Below are 15,859 nucleotides of genomic sequence, written 5' to 3'. Positions count from 1 at the left end.
CAAAAAAGTAGAAATGCGAAAAGAGAAGAAATAGTAAAATGAACAAGAATAACATTAAATTTGAAACGAACGCTATACGCACACAACTAAAACGAAGTGAGAACTTGGAGCATTCCGTTCCTTTGTATTTGACCTCAAGTTTTGTGTTTGAAGATGCTGAAGATATGCGTGCGTCCTTTGCAGAGGAAAAAGACCGAAATATTTATTCGCGATATTCAAATCCGAATTCATCTGAGTTTATAGATAAGGTGTGCCAAATGGAAGGTGCCGAAAGCGGCTTTGCATTTGCATCGGGCATGGCAGCGGTTTTTTCAACTTTAGCGGCATTGTTAGATAGTGGAGATCATGTACTTTCGGCAAGAAGCATATTTGGTTCAACACATTCATTGTTCACCAATTTCTTTCCGAAATGGAATATTAGTCATTCGTACTTTAAGATTGATGAATTAGACACAATCGAGAGTATGATAACGCCGACTACCAAAATTATCTATGCAGAGACTCCAACGAATCCAGGTGTAGATGTGTTAGATTTAGAAGAGCTGGGTAAAATTGCAAAAAAGAACAATTTAATTCTGGTCATCGATAATTGCTTTGCTACACCTTATTTACAGCAACCCATTAAGTTTGGTGCGGATTTGGTAATTCACTCTGGCACAAAACTAATGGATGGTCAAGGTAGGGTGTTGGCAGGTATAACCGTAGGTAGTGCGGAGTTGATGAATAAGGTATACCGTTTTTCACGTATAACTGGTCCCGCTTTATCACCATTTAATGCGTGGATACTATCTAAAAGTTTGGAGACCCTGGCAATTCGTGTAGATAGACATTGTGAAAATGCTTTAAAATTAGCTGAGTTTTTAGAAGGTCACGAGAATATTAATTGGGTAAAATATCCATTCTTAAAATCGCACCCTAAATATGAGATTGCCAAAAAACAAATGAAAGCTGGTGGTTGCGTGGTAGCCTTTGAAGTAAAAGGTGGTTTAGATGCAGGTAGGGAGTTTTTTGATTCTATTAAATTGTTATCCCTCTCAGCAAATTTGGGTGATTCGAGAACTATAGTAACGCATCCGGCATCTACAACACATAGTAAACTAAGTGTTAAAGAACGTGCGGCAGTAGGTATTTCCGATGGAACGGTTCGTATATCGGTAGGGTTAGAGCATATAGATGATATCATTGCAGATATCACTCAAGCACTCGGATAGCTTTAAAATAGCAGAAAAAATAAAATGCCTGGTAAACACCGGGCATTGTTGTATTTATAATTGAAGTCTTTCAATATTTTAATATTTAGCTATCTTAGCATCATGCTATCGAAAAAGACAAAGTATGGTTTAAAAGCACTGGCGTTCCTAGCGGCACAGCCAGAGAAGAAACCTATTCAAATTTCAGAAATAGCGGAAAAGGAAAACATTTCTCAAAAATTCTTGGAAAGTATTCTCTTAAGTTTAAAAAAAACAGGATTCTTAGGTTCTAAAAAAGGAAAAGGTGGTGGCTATTACTTGTTAAGAAAACCTGAGGAAATTTCAATGACCGATGTCATGCGGGTTTTGGAAGGACCAATTGCCATGGTGCCTTGCGTGAGTTTGAACTTTTATGAAACCTGTGATGATTGTCCCGATGAAATTACCTGTTCCGTTCATAAATTAATGCTTCAAGTTCGTGATAGTGCTTTAGATGTCTATCGAAATAATACATTGAGGGATATTATCTCATAAATTCCATCATTTAATTCAATTTGTAATTTGCAGTACCTCAATACATTGCGAATTATTAATTTTTCACACCCATTTTTTGATAATCTACTAAATCTATAGGGTAAATGAAATTTATCTAAAATTAGGGTGACTACTTTGGAAAATAATATTACTTTTGAAAACTCTATTAAATTAGTAGGGTAATAAAAATTAAGGAAAAGATGATTGCAGATCAACTTATTTTAAATAAAAAAGAGTCTAAAACGACCTATAAAGAAGATAAGACGTCAGAGAAGCCATTGCGTAGTGTGGCAAAGGCTTTCAGTTGGAGAGTTATCGGTACGTTAGATACATTGGTTATTTCATACCTGCTAACTGGCAAAATATCACTTGCTGCCTCAATTGCATCTATAGATTTTGTAACGAAAATGGTGTTGTACTTTTTTCACGAAAGAATCTGGAATTTAATTAAGTGGGGTAAATAATAAAGAAAAGGATTATGGCATTGACAGAAGCACAGGTTCAGAAGTTGAACATTCAATTTAAAGGTATTCCGCCAGAAGAGATTATTTCTTGGGCAGTAAAGCATGCAACCACTCCCGTAGTAACTACAAACTTCAGGCCGTATGAAGTAGCAATTTTACATGCTGTTTCTGGGGTGAGAAAAGATATACCTGTAGTATGGTGCGATACGGGTTACAATACTCCGAAAACGTACAAGCATGCAGATGAAATAATCGGCAAATTGAATTTGAACGTAAAATTGTTTGTACCCAAACAAACTACTGCACATAGAGATGCTGTAATGGGTATTCCACAAATTGATGACCCTAAACATGCCGAGTTTACAGAACAAGTAAAGTTGGAGCCTTTTAGAAGGGCCATGGCAGAATTTAAGCCAGATGTTTGGTTTACGAATTTGAGAAAAGGGCAGACTGCACACCGCGATAGTTTAGATATTTTAAGTCTAAGCAAGGATGGCGTTTTAAAGGTGAGTCCGTTTTACCATTGGAACGATACACAATTAGATGCCTATTTAAGAAAATATAAGCTACCAAACGAGCATAACTATTTTGACCCAACTAAGGTGTTAGAAAATAGAGAATGCGGATTGCATAGTTAATCAAAGGTCGTAGAAAAGAATAAGATAATTTATCTAAGAAAATATAGAATGAGTAATACAAGTACGGAACTGGAAGTAACACCATCCCTAGAACTTTTAAAAGATACTTCCCATATAAATGCGCTTGAAAATGAGGCTATTTATATCATAAGGGAAGTTGCCGCTCAGTTTGAGAAGCCGGTTCTTTTGTTCTCAGGAGGAAAAGATTCGATTACATTGGTTCGTTTGGCGCAAAAAGCATTTTGGCCATCAAAAATTCCTTTCCCATTAATGCATATTGATACAGGTCATAACTTTCCTGAAACTATCGAGTTTAGAGATAGATTGGTAGAAGAGTTAGGCTTGGAGCTGATTGTACGTAATGTGCAAGATTCTATCAATCAGGGTAAGGTAAAAGAAGAATCAGGTAGATACTCAAGTAGAAATAGTTTGCAGACAACAACATTATTAGATGCAATCGAAGAATTTAAGTTCGATGCTTGTATCGGTGGTGCACGTAGAGATGAAGAAAAGGCTCGTGCTAAAGAACGCATCTTCTCAGTTCGTGATGATTTCGGACAGTGGGATGAGCGTAACCAACGCCCAGAGTTATTCGATATGTTAAATGGACAAATAGAATTGGGTCAGAATGTAAGAGTGTTCCCAATATCTAACTGGACAGAATTAGACGTATGGTCTTATATCAAAGAAGAGCAAATTGAAATTCCTTCTATCTATTTCGCACACAAACGTAAAACATTCTTAAGAGATGGTATGATATGGTCTGCAGAAGACGGTATTGTATTTAGAGAAGAAAATGAGATTGTAGAAGAAAGATTGGTTCGTTTTCGTACCGTAGGCGATATGTCATGTACGGCAGCAGTACTTTCAGATGCAGAATCTATTGATAAAGTAGTAGAGGAGATTAGAGATTCATCTATTTCAGAGCGTGGCGCACGTATAGATGACAAACGTTCTGAAGCAGCAATGGAGAAAAGAAAACAACAAGGATATTTTTAATATGGTTGATGGTTGTTGGTTGTTCGTTGATAGTAAATAGCGAACAAAACCAACAACGAACAACCAACAACGAACAACGAAATTGGAAGTACTAAAAATAGCAACAGCAGGTAGTGTAGATGATGGTAAAAGTACCTTAATCGGTAGAATACTGTATGATACAAAATCATTGACCAGCGATAAGTTAGAAGCAATAGAAAAGACCAGTAAGCAAAAGGGATACGACTATTTGGATTTTTCTTTAGCGACAGATGGTTTGGTGGCAGAACGTGAGCAGGGTATTACTATAGACGTTGCCCATATCTATTTCTCTACAGCAAAGAAGAGTTATATAATTGCAGATACCCCTGGGCATGTAGAATATACCCGTAACATGGTTACAGGTGCATCTACCTCTCAAGCAGCAATTATATTGATTGATGCTCGTAAGGGTGTAATAGAACAGACGAACAGACACTTTTTCATCAATAATTTACTACGTATTAAAGATGTTGTAGTAGCTATTAATAAGATGGATCTGGTGGACTATTCAGAGGAAAAATACAATGCTATTAAAGCAGATTTTGAGGAATTGATGGCGAAACGAGATTATCAAGATCAGAAAATAACTTTCATTCCTGTAAGTGCTTTAAAAGGTGATAACGTAGTAAATAAAACAGACAAGACACCTTGGTATACCGGACCAACTTTGTTAGAACATTTTGAGGCTTTAGATAGAAAAGATATTTTCAATGTTGGTACGCCACGTTTTCCGGTGCAATATGTGATCCGCCCGAAGACAGATGAGCATCATGATTTTAGAGGATTCGCTGGTAAGGTTTATGGTGGCGAGTTAAGTGTAGGTGATGAGGTAGTTGCGCTTCCTTCGCAAACACGTTCCACAATAAAAGAAATTTATTTCCACGATAAAAAATACAAAACAGCATCTAGGAGGTCATCGGTAACCATCACTTTAGAGGATGAAATTAATTTAAGTCGTGGAGATATGTTAGTTAAGGCTAATGATTTACCAACGATCGATAAGCAATTTACGGCCACCATTTCTTGGATGGATTCATTGCCCTTGGTTGCAGGGAATAAATATGTTGTTCAACATGGTGTTAATAAAGTATTGGCAAAAGTAGAACAGGTACATCATAAGATAGCTCCTGATTATTCAGGTATCGATTCAGAAACAGATGCATTGGGTATGAATGATATTGCCCAGGTTAGTTTCCGTTTAAATAAGCCAATTTTCTACGATCAGTTTAAGAATCATAGAACAAACGGTTCTTTTATATTGATTGATACGAAATCGAATAGTACCGTAGGGGCTGGTTTCATTAGTTAAATAGAAAAGGTCAATTTAATATTGGCTGTTTTTAATAAGTCTATAAAATCTATAGGCAAAATATAGTAATAATACATCTCAGTACATAGTACTGAATACTTAATACCGAAGCATGCAGAGTTTTAGAACAGAAATAGAGAATCAAGTAGTTGCTAAAGATATTTTAGAACTGGAACGCAAGATTCATGAGTTCCATGGCGGCAAATTAGATGAGGAGAAATTTAGAAGCCTACGTTTGGCTCGTGGTGTATACGGTCAGCGTCAAGAAGGGGTTCAGATGATCCGTATTAAGTTGCCATATGGTAAGGTGACTTCTAAACAATTGCTACGTATTTGTGATGTGTCCGATGAATATTCTACCGGTAGATTACATATTACTACACGTCAAGATATTCAGATTCACTATGTGGATTTAAATAGGACTCCCCAGCTATGGTCGGAATTGGAGAAAGACGATATCACGTTAAGAGAAGCTTGTGGTAACACGGTACGTAATGTAACGGCCAGTGAAACTGCGGGTGTAGATGTCGATGAGCCTTTTGATGTTTCACCATATGCACATGCATTATTTCAATACTTTTTAAGAAACCCTGTCTCTCAAGAAATGGGGCGTAAGTTCAAAGTTTCTTTCTCAGCGAGTGATGCAGATACAGGACTTTCATACATGCATGATTTAGGCTTTATCGCTAAAATCGAAAATGGAGAAGTAGGTTTTAAAGTGATGTTGGGTGGAGGTTTAGGTTCTCAGCCAAGACATGCTGATGAATTATATAGCTTTTTACCTGCCGATCAGATTATTCCGTTAATGGAAACTGTGGTGCGTGTTTTTGACCGTTATGGTGAACGTAAGAGTAGAGCAAAGGCAAGAATGAAGTTTTTGTTGAAAGATTTAGGCTTGGACGGATTCAAAGAATTGTTGGCTGCAGAAAAAACAGCGGTTCCTTTCGATACGTTTCCTATTGATCCAGAAGACTATCCTAAAACAAAAGTATCGGATTTAAAAGTTCCTGCAGTTGAAATAGCGGACTCAAAAGAGTTTGAGCAGTGGAAATCTACAAACGTAGTTCCGCAGAAACAACCAGGTTATGTTGCTTTGGGTATTAAAGTGTTACTTGGTGATTTTTATACGGATAAGGCACGTCTGTTAGCGAATTTGGTACAAAAATATGCAGCGGGTGAATTAAGATTATCATTGCGTCAAAACATATTAATTCCCTTCGTAAAAGAAGGGAATGTTGAATTTTTCTATACGGAATTAATGAAGTTAGGTTTTGCTGAAGCAGGCTATAACAAGGCATTGGATATTACTGCTTGTCCGGGTACGGATACCTGTAACTTAGGTATAGCAAGTAGTACCGGTATTGCAGAAGAACTGGAAAGAGTTATAAAAACAGAATACCCTGATTATATTAATAACGAAGATGTTGTTATAAAAATCAGTGGTTGTATGAACGCATGTGGACAACACAATATGGCAAATATTGGTTTCCAAGGAATGTCCGTTCGTACAAAAGATAAATTAGTTGCTCCGGCATTACAAGTATTGTTGGGTGGTAGTAATGATGGTAACGGACAAGGTCGTTTTGCTGATAAAGTAGTAAAAGTACCAAGTAAAAGAGGTCCCGAAGCATTACGTTTAATTTTAAATGATTTTGATGCTAACGGTGGTGATTTATCATTCCCAGATTACTACGCAGAAAAAGGGCAAATGTATTTCTACGATTTTCTAACGCCACTTTCATCTGTAGATGATTTAACGGCGGAAGATTTTATTGACTGGGGAAATACAGAACGTTATGAAAAAGCAATTGGTGTAGGTGAATGTGCTGGTGTGGTGATTGACTTAATTGCGACGCTTCTTTTTGAAAGCGAAGAGAAAATACAGAATGCACAAGATATGTTCGATGCTGAAAAGTGGTCTGCAAGTATCTATCACGCATATTCTTCCATGGTGAATTCGGCGAAAGCGATGTTGACATCAGAGAATACAAAAGTGAATACCCATGTAAGTATCATTAAAGATTTTGATGAGAAATTTGTTGCCGATGGTAGAATTGCTGTTGCAGGCGGATTCGAAAAATTGGTGCTTCAGTTAAATCAGAATGAACCAACAAAAGAATTTGCAGCCTCATATATAAAAGATGCTAAGGTGTTTTTAGAGACAGTAGCAAAATTTAGGGAACAAGAATTAGCAGAAGCATAAACGGTATGAGTTTAGAAAGCAATTTAACGAAGACTGAGCGTTATCCAGCGGTGGTTGAGCGTAGTCGAAACCGTGGGCTTTTAACTGTTGTCGGTGCAGGACCTGGTGATATAGAGCTAATCACTCTAAAAGCAATTAAGACACTAGAAAACGCCGATGTTGTTTTGTACGATGCTTTGGTAAACGAAGAGTTGCTAGACTACGCAAAAAATGCAGAATTGATTTTTGTAGGTAAGCGTAAAGGGTGCTATGCCTATCAGCAAGAACAAATAAATGAACTAATTGTTAGCAGAGCAAAATCTGCGGGACATGTAGTACGATTAAAAGGTGGAGATCCATTTGTATTCGGTCGTGGTTCAGAGGAAATGGAGTATGCCGCATCTCACGGATTGGAAGTTGCCATGGTACCAGGTATTTCATCAAGTTTAAGTGTGCCGGCATATCAAAATATACCAGTTACCAAAAGAGGTTCGTCAGAAAGCTTTTGGGTAATTACAGGAACTACCAAAGAGCATAAACTATCTACCGATGTTGCTTTAGCTGCAAAAAGTAGTGCAACAGTAGTGATATTGATGGGAATGTCAAAACTCCCACAAATAGTAGAATTATTTCAGTCTGAAGGCAAAGCAGACATGCCCATTGCTATCATTCAAAACGGAACTTGTAAGAATGAAAAAGTTGGGATTGCTACCATTGATACTATAGAAGGTGTAGTAGAGAAAGAAAACCTTTCTAATCCTGCAATTATTATTATTGGTGAAGTGGTAAAGCATCGCGAAGCATTAGTAGAAGCTAAAAACCAGTATTCACAAGAGAATGCTCGGTTGAGCGCAGTATAAAAAGTACAAAGTATTAAGTAAAGAGTATAAAGTATATAGTTGAAGTGAAATTAAAAGAAGTTGAAAAGTGATTTCTAATTACTTTTTACTAATAAGAAAATTATGATTAAAACAGATATGCTCATCATAGGAGCGGGACCAACCGGATTATTTACGGTTTTTGAAGCAGGATTGTTAAAGTTAAAAACGCATTTAATAGATGCATTGCCGCAACCAGGTGGGCAGTGTTCTGAGATATATCCTAAGAAACCTATTTATGATATTCCGGCATTTCCAGAAATTTTGGCGGGTACTTTGGTAGATAATTTAATGGAGCAAATCAAACCTTTTGAACCAGGATTTACCTTGGGCGAAAGAGCTGAAACTTTAGATAAATTAGAAGATGGTTCGTTTGTAGTAACGACGAATAAAGGAACAAAGCACAATGCTCCTGTAGTTGTAATCGCTGGTGGTCTAGGTTCTTTTGAACCAAGAAAACCACCTATTTCAAATATTGTAAACTTTGAAGATACGGGTGTTTCGTATATAATCAAGGATCCAGAAGTATACCGAGATAAGAAAGTGATTATTGCCGGTGGTGGGGATTCAGCTTTAGACTGGGCCATATTCTTAACGGATGTAGCATCAGAAGTAACCTTGGTTCATAGAAGAGATGAGTTTAGAGGTGCTTTAGATTCAGTTGAAAAAGCATCTGAATTGGCGAAGCTGGGTAAAATCAAATTGATTACAAAGGCTGAGGTAAAAGAATTGCACGGGGTAGATAATTTGGAAGCCGTAGTTATTAAGCATACCGATAAGGAAAAGGAAGATACTTATTTAGAGGTAGATAATTTCATTCCGTTATTTGGTCTGTCTCCAAAATTAGGACCCATTGGTGATTGGGGCCTAGAGATTCAGAAAAATGCCATTAAGGTAAATAACGCAAAAGATTACCAAACAAATATACCGGGAATATACGCTATTGGAGATGTAAATACCTATGAAGGCAAGTTGAAATTGATACTTTCAGGTTTCCATGAAGCAGCGGTAATGTGTCAGTATGCATACCAACAAATCAATCCGGGTAAGCGCTTTGTAATGAAATATACGACCGTTGGCGGAGTAGAAGGATTTGATGGTTCTAAGAAAGAAGCTAAAAAAGAAGTAGTACAAAGTATCGCATAAAGTTATTATTTGGTGAGTAAAACCTTCAGGTTCTTTATGATTTTGGAGGTTTTTTTATGACAATTTTTTAAAAATTCGTTGGGTAAAAAACCTGTTGAAGTTTTGGATTAGAGCATACTGTGCCTTTACTTTGCAAATCGTTCATAAATAGATTGACTCGTTATCAAGAAAGGTGGAGGGACTAGACCCATTGAAACCTTGGCAACCCTTTCCGATAAGGAAAAGAAGGTGCTACATTCTATCTTTATCCCGCGTACTTGTGCTGGAGGTGTTATTCTAAATAGCATTGTTAAAGACAGATAACTTAAGAAAAGGCATCTAGCCAAACTTTCCTTACTTGATTTTGAATTAGTTTTTTTATTGAACCTATAATATTTTACACCGTAAAATGAAGGATATAAAGGAAATATTAAAAGAGCGAATTCTCATATTAGATGGTGCCATGGGTACCATGTTGCAGCGCTATAAGTTTACTGAGGAAGATTTTAGGGGAGAGCGTTTTAAAGATTGGGAACACCCTTTGCAGGGTAATAATGATTTGTTATCGCTCACACAACCCGAGGCAATTGCAGAGGTACACCGTAAGTATTTTGAAGCGGGAGCAGATATCGTAGAAACCAATACATTCTCTGGTACTACTATCGCTATGGCAGATTATTATATGGAAGACTTGGTATACGAGTTGAATTATGAATCGGCACGTATAGCTAAAATGGTTGCAGATGAATTCACGAAGAAAGAGCCTAATAAACCAAGATTTGTAGCGGGTAGTATAGGTCCCACAAATAAAACGGCAAGTATGTCGCCAGATGTAAACGATCCAGGTTTTCGCGCTATTTCTTTTGATGAGTTGCGTATTGCGTATAAGCAACAAGTAGAGGCATTGTTAGATGGTGGGTCAGATGTTTTATTGGTAGAAACTATTTTCGATACCCTTAATGCAAAAGCGGCATTGTTCGCTATTGAAGAAGTAAAAGAAGAAAGAAATATAGATGTTCCAATCATGGTCAGTGGTACCATAACCGATGCTTCGGGAAGAACATTATCCGGACAAACAGCAGAAGCTTTTTTGATATCCATATCCCATATTCCTATTTTATCGGTCGGTTTCAATTGTGCATTAGGAGCTAATCAATTGGTGCCACATCTAGAGGTGTTGTCCACCAAAAGTGAGCATGCGGTTTCCGCACACCCTAATGCAGGGTTGCCAAACGCTTTTGGAGAATATGATGAAACTCCCGAGCAAATGGCAGAGCAAATAAAAGAATACGCAGAAAAGGGACTAGTAAATATAGTAGGTGGTTGTTGTGGAACCACTCCGGAACATATTACGGCGATAGCTGAGGTGGTTGCTCAATATGAACCTAGAAAGTTGACAGTTTTCCAATAGAATAAGAATTATGAGTACGAACAACGAACAACGCTTTCTAAAACTTAGCGGCTTAGAACCCCTAATCGTTACCCCAGAAACGAACTTCATAAACGTTGGTGAACGTACCAACGTTGCAGGTTCTAAAATGTTTCTTCGATTAATTAAAGAAGAGAAGTTTGAGGAAGCATTGGCTGTTGCAAGAGAACAAGTAGAGAATGGTGCCCAGATCATTGATATTAACATGGATGACGGACTGATCGATGGTAAAGAAGCCATGGTCAAATTTTTAAATCTTGTTATTTCTGAGCCAGATATTTCTCGTGTTCCTATTATGATAGATAGCTCTAAATGGGAAATTATAGAGGCTGGTCTGCAAGTTGTACAAGGTAAATGTGTAGTAAATTCTATCAGTTTAAAAGAAGGTGAAGAACAATTTGTGCATCACGCGAAACTGATAAAAAGATATGGTGCCGCAGTAATAGTAATGGCTTTTGATGAGATAGGTCAGGCAGATAATTATGACCGCCGAATAGAAATAGCAAAACGTTCGTATGACGTTTTGGTGAATAAAGTAAACTTTGCACCAGAAGACATTATTTTTGATTTAAATATTTTCCCTGTAGCTACAGGTATGGATGAGCATAAATTAAATGCCATCGACTTTATTGAAGCAACGCGTTGGGTTCGTGAAAACTTACCACATGCTAGTGTTAGTGGTGGTGTAAGTAATGTTTCCTTCTCGTTTAGGGGAAATAATCCTGTGCGTGAAGCTATGCATTCGGTTTTCCTGTACCATGCCATAAAAGCAGGTATGAACATGGGTATTGTGAACCCAAGTATGTTAGAAGTTTATGACGATATACCAAAGGATTTACTAGAGCATGTTGAAGATGTAATCTTGAATAGAAGGGATGATGCTACGGAACGATTGTTGGATTTTGCGGAATCGGTCATAGGAAAGACCAAAGAAAGTAAAATTGATTTGTCTTGGCGAGAAGAGCCATTACAAAATAGAATTACACGTGCCTTGGTAAAAGGTATCGACCAATATATAGTTGAAGATGTAGAAGAAGCCAGGTTGGCGGCAGATAAGCCAATTGAAGTCATTGAAAATAATCTAATGACCGGTATGAACGTAGTGGGTGATTTATTCGGAAGCGGAAAAATGTTCTTGCCCCAAGTAGTGAAATCTGCTCGAGTAATGAAAAAAGCAGTGGCCTACTTGTTACCATATATTGAAGAGGAAAAATTATTAAATCCGGTTACAGACGGATCAGGGGCTCCCGGAAAAATATTAATGGCTACCGTTAAGGGAGATGTTCATGATATTGGCAAAAATATTGTGGGTGTAGTGCTTGCCTGCAACAACTATGAAATTGTTGATTTAGGGGTAATGGTACCACCCGAAAAGATAATAGCAGCTGCAATTGAGCACAATGTAGATATTATAGGGCTTAGCGGATTAATAACGCCGTCATTGGATGAAATGGTGCATTTGGCAAAGGAAATGGAACGTAAAGATTTCAAGATTCCGTTGTTGATTGGTGGGGCAACCACGAGTAAAGCACATACTGCGGTTAAGATTGATACACAATACAAAGAAGCTGTCGTTCATGTAAATGATGCTTCTAGAGCGGTTACCGTGGTAGGAGATTTATTGCAGAAAGAAACTTCTATTAGTTATAAGAAAAGCATTAAAGTTGATTACGATGTATTTCGTAAGAAGTTTTTAAATCGCTCTTCTAGCAAAACATACAAGTCGATTGTAGCAGCACGAAGAAATAAGTTTAAGATAGACTGGAAAACGTCTGAGATAGTTAAGCCTAATAAATTAGGTATTCAGGTAATTGATGATTTAGATTTGAATCTTCTTATTCCTTTTATTGACTGGACACCATTTTTTAGAAGTTGGGAATTACATGGTAAATATCCGGCAATATTGACGGACGAAGTAGTAGGGACTCAAGCAACTGAATTATTTGCCGATGCCCAAGAAATGCTGAACAAGATAATTTCTGAGAAGAAATTAAAAGCAAAAGGTATTTTCGGACTGTTTCCTGCGAACTCCGTTAATGATGATGATATTTTAGTTGACACAAGCTCAAATCTAGATGAGAATACCGGGTCGCTGAGCGGAGCCGAAGCGAAGGAGAGCCACACTTTCCGTACCCTTCGCCAACAATTAGAACGTAGAGAAGGCGTTGCCGATTATGCTTTGGCAGATTTTATAGCGCCAAAAGAATCGGGAAAGAAAGATTATATAGGTTGTTTCTGTGTTTCAACAGGTTTTGGTACAGCAGAATTAGCGGCAAAATATGAAGCTGATTTAGACGATTATAATGCTATTTTAGTAAAGGCATTGGCGGATAGATTGGCAGAAGCATTTGCAGAATATTTGCACAAGGAAGTGAGGCTGAAACATTGGGGCTATGCAGCCAATGAAGAATTAACCAATGAAGATCTAATAAAAGAATCGTACAAAGGTATTCGTCCTGCACCGGGTTATCCTGCGTGTCCGGATCATTTGGAGAAATTGACCATTTGGGATATATTAAAAGTTAAGGAGACAATTGGAGTGGAACTGACGGATAGTTTGGCTATGTGGCCTGCGGCATCGGTAAGCGGGTATTATTTCGGAAATCCAGAAGCTCGTTATTTCGGATTAGGAAAAATTAAAGAAGACCAGGTGAAAGATTTTGCAGAACGAAAAGATATTTCGTTAGAACTAGCTGAAAAATGGTTAGCGCCGAATATCGTTGACTAAGAATGCGTTAGGGATTGAAGCGGCATCTTTTTCTGCGTTCGTATATAGATTTGAAGCACAAAAGATGAAACAGAAAAAATATAGCTGAAAGCCCGCCCGAACGCCCAAAAAATAGAAATATTAGTAATAATGCCTCGTTGAGGTTTGCTCTAAAAGAGTAATAGAATAACACATGAAAGTAACAGACCATATTACCAACGCAAAAGGAAAAACGCTTTTTTCATTTGAGATAGTACCACCTGTTAAAGGGCGTAACATTCAAGAATTGTACAATAATATTGATCCGTTGATGGAATTTAATCCTCCGTTCATTGATGTAACTACATCTCGAGAGGAAACGATTTATGTAAAGAAAGAAGGCTTGTTAGATAAAAAAACCACACGTATGCGACCTGGTACTGTTGGTATTTGTGCTTCTATTCAACATAAATATAATGTGGATACTGTGCCGCATGTTATTTGTGGAGGATTTACAAGGGAGGAAACGGAATACATGTTGGTTGATTGCCATTATTTGGGCATACAAAATGTAATGGCCTTACGTGGCGATGCCCGTAGCGAGCAGAAATATTTTGAAGCTACTGATGGTGGACACCCATTTGCAATCGATTTGGTAAAACAAATTCAAGACTTAAATTGCGGTAAGTATTTACATGAAACCATAGAAAGCGAACACTGTAGCGATTTTTGTATTGGTGTGGCTGGTTACCCAGAGAAGCATTTAGAATCTCCGTCTTTACAATCAGATTTAAAACGATTGAAAGAAAAAGTAGATGCTGGTGCAGATTATGTGGTTACGCAAATGTTTTTTGACAATCAGAAGTATTTTGAATTTGTAGAAGCTGCTAAAAATATGGGAATTACGGTGCCAATTATTCCGGGAATAAAACCTATTGCGGTTAAACGACACATGCAATTATTACCGCAAGTATTTAGAATAGACTTGCCACAAGATTTAATTGAAGCCGTAGATGGTTGTGCAACAAATAAAGATGTGCGTAAAGTAGGTATAGAATGGGCAATTCAACAATCTAAAGAATTGAAAGCCGCTGGCGTGCCTGTGCTACATTACTATTCTATGGGAAAATCTGATAATATTAAGGCGATAGCAGAAGCACTTTTTTAAGTTTGTAGGAAAGTATTAAGTGTAAAGTACGAAGTACAAAGTACAAAGTATCGGTTGATTATAATACTTACTACTTAATACTTTGTAATTAATACTTATAACTATTTTTGCCCCCAATGAATTTTAAGTTTTTATCCATTTTAATGCTATCGGTAAGTTTCTGTTTTGCGCAAGAAACTTCTCAGAGAAAAAAGTATACCCTAGATGCTAATCAGTTCTACGGGTCTATTATTTTGCATAATCCAGATATATCTCATTTAATAACATCGCATCCTGCGGGCGTAATTTTGAGTTATAACCGTAAAACCTATGGTTCTGAAGAATGGGAGGAATTATATAATTATCCAGATTTAGGATATTCTCTAATTTATCAGAATACGAATAATAATACGTTGGGGAGTACCTACGGGCTATATGCTCATTATAACTTTTATCTTTTTAAGAGAAATATACAATTGCGTGTAGGACAAGGAGTTGCATTCGCTAATAATCCGTACGACAAGGAAACAAACTTTAGAAATAATGCTTACGGTTCTGACTTTTTGAGTTCTACTTATTTAATGTTCAATTATCATAAAGAGAGTATTGTAAAAGGTCTAGGTATTAAAGCAGGTATTTCTATAATACATTATTCAAATGCCAATTTTAGAGCACCCAATACATCAACCAATACGCTGGCGTTTAATGCTGGTGTTGTTTATGATTTGGACGGAGGTAAAGAAATAGAATATATACAAAGAGAAAAAGAAAAAGTGACGGAGCCGTTACGTTATAACTTTGCCTTAAGAACGGGAATAAATGAAAGCGATGTTATCGATTCTGGGCAGTACGGGTTTGTTGTTCTCTCTGCATATGCCGATAAAAGATTAGGAAGAAAAAGTGCTTTTCAATTAGGAACAGATGTGTATTTTTCAAATTTCTTAAAGGAACTCATTCGCTATCAAAGTATTGCTTTTCCAGAAAATGGTGTTTCTGCAAATGACGATTATAAAAGAGTAGGTTTGTTTGTTGGGCATGAATTATTCATTAATAAAATGTCAATTATTTCTCAATTGGGTTATTACGTATATTATCCTTTTGATTTTGAAGGGCGTATGTATAACCGAATGGGTCTAAAACGTTATTTTGGAGATAAAATATATGGTACTGTGACCTTAAAATCTCACGGAGCAAAAGCAGAAGCAGTAGAATTTGGAATTGGAATAAGATTGTAGGATGATAAAAATGATATATAAT

General features: G+C 37.0%; 13 protein-coding genes and 1 riboswitch. All 13 genes read left to right on the top strand.

The window, feature by feature from the left end; translation table 11 throughout:
* The first annotated feature begins 38 nt into the window (after positions 1–38).
* The 13 genes from BTR34_RS04440 (at position 39) to BTR34_RS04380 (ending at position 15,837) form a co-directional block, all read left to right on the top strand.
* Positions 39–1,211, top strand: a complete 1,173-nt coding sequence (locus BTR34_RS04440) for a trans-sulfuration enzyme family protein (RefSeq protein WP_068482050.1) — start codon at positions 39–41, stop codon at positions 1,209–1,211.
* A 102-nt stretch (positions 1,212–1,313) separates the two neighbouring features.
* Entirely contained in the window at positions 1,314–1,724 is a 411-nt protein-coding gene (locus BTR34_RS04435) for an RrF2 family transcriptional regulator (protein WP_068482053.1), read from the top strand.
* A gap of 200 nt (positions 1,725–1,924) precedes the next feature.
* A complete protein-coding gene (locus BTR34_RS04430; RefSeq protein WP_068482056.1) occupies positions 1,925–2,188 on the top strand; it encodes a DUF2061 domain-containing protein in 264 nt (87 codons plus the stop codon).
* 14 nt (positions 2,189–2,202) lie between these two features.
* On the top strand, positions 2,203–2,826 hold the full coding sequence (locus tag BTR34_RS04425; RefSeq protein ID WP_068482059.1) for a phosphoadenosine phosphosulfate reductase domain-containing protein: 624 nt from the start codon (positions 2,203–2,205) through the stop codon (positions 2,824–2,826).
* 48 nt (positions 2,827–2,874) lie between these two features.
* Positions 2,875–3,825, top strand: coding sequence for a sulfate adenylyltransferase subunit CysD (gene cysD / locus BTR34_RS04420; protein ID WP_068482062.1), 951 nt, complete (start codon positions 2,875–2,877; stop codon positions 3,823–3,825).
* An 82-nt stretch (positions 3,826–3,907) separates the two neighbouring features.
* On the top strand, positions 3,908–5,155 hold the full coding sequence (locus tag BTR34_RS04415; protein ID WP_068482063.1) for a sulfate adenylyltransferase subunit 1: 1,248 nt from the start codon (positions 3,908–3,910) through the stop codon (positions 5,153–5,155).
* A gap of 112 nt (positions 5,156–5,267) precedes the next feature.
* Positions 5,268–7,358: a HEPN domain-containing protein gene (locus tag BTR34_RS04410; protein WP_068482066.1), complete on the top strand. Its 2,091-nt coding sequence runs from the start codon at positions 5,268–5,270 to the stop codon at positions 7,356–7,358.
* A 5-nt stretch (positions 7,359–7,363) separates the two neighbouring features.
* Positions 7,364–8,197, top strand: a complete 834-nt coding sequence (gene cobA, locus BTR34_RS04405; RefSeq protein WP_068482069.1) for a uroporphyrinogen-III C-methyltransferase — start codon at positions 7,364–7,366, stop codon at positions 8,195–8,197.
* A gap of 102 nt (positions 8,198–8,299) precedes the next feature.
* Complete coding sequence (locus BTR34_RS04400; RefSeq protein ID WP_068482072.1) at positions 8,300–9,361, top strand: NAD(P)/FAD-dependent oxidoreductase; 1,062 nt, start codon at positions 8,300–8,302, stop codon at positions 9,359–9,361.
* Positions 9,362–9,518: 157 nt separating this feature from the next.
* Positions 9,519–9,648, top strand: a riboswitch (SAM riboswitch).
* A 101-nt stretch (positions 9,649–9,749) separates the two neighbouring features.
* Positions 9,750–10,751 carry a homocysteine S-methyltransferase family protein gene (locus tag BTR34_RS04395; RefSeq protein WP_068482075.1) on the top strand — a complete coding sequence of 334 codons (1,002 nt, stop codon included), beginning with the start codon at positions 9,750–9,752 and terminating at the stop codon, positions 10,749–10,751.
* Between the two features lie 10 nt (positions 10,752–10,761).
* A complete protein-coding gene (metH, locus tag BTR34_RS04390; protein ID WP_068482078.1) occupies positions 10,762–13,497 on the top strand; it encodes a methionine synthase in 2,736 nt (911 codons plus the stop codon).
* Between the two features lie 172 nt (positions 13,498–13,669).
* A complete protein-coding gene (metF, locus tag BTR34_RS04385) occupies positions 13,670–14,623 on the top strand; it encodes a methylenetetrahydrofolate reductase [NAD(P)H] (protein ID WP_068482080.1) in 954 nt (317 codons plus the stop codon).
* 116 nt (positions 14,624–14,739) lie between these two features.
* A complete protein-coding gene (locus BTR34_RS04380; protein ID WP_068482083.1) occupies positions 14,740–15,837 on the top strand; it encodes an acyloxyacyl hydrolase in 1,098 nt (365 codons plus the stop codon).
* Positions 15,838–15,859: the final 22 nt, after the last annotated feature.

It is taken from the genome of Maribacter hydrothermalis (genome assembly GCF_001913155.1).
Taxonomy (GTDB): domain Bacteria; phylum Bacteroidota; class Bacteroidia; order Flavobacteriales; family Flavobacteriaceae; genus Maribacter; species Maribacter hydrothermalis.
The sequence above is the reverse complement of the archived record's forward strand: the minus strand, read 5'-3'. Positions and strand labels throughout refer to the sequence as shown.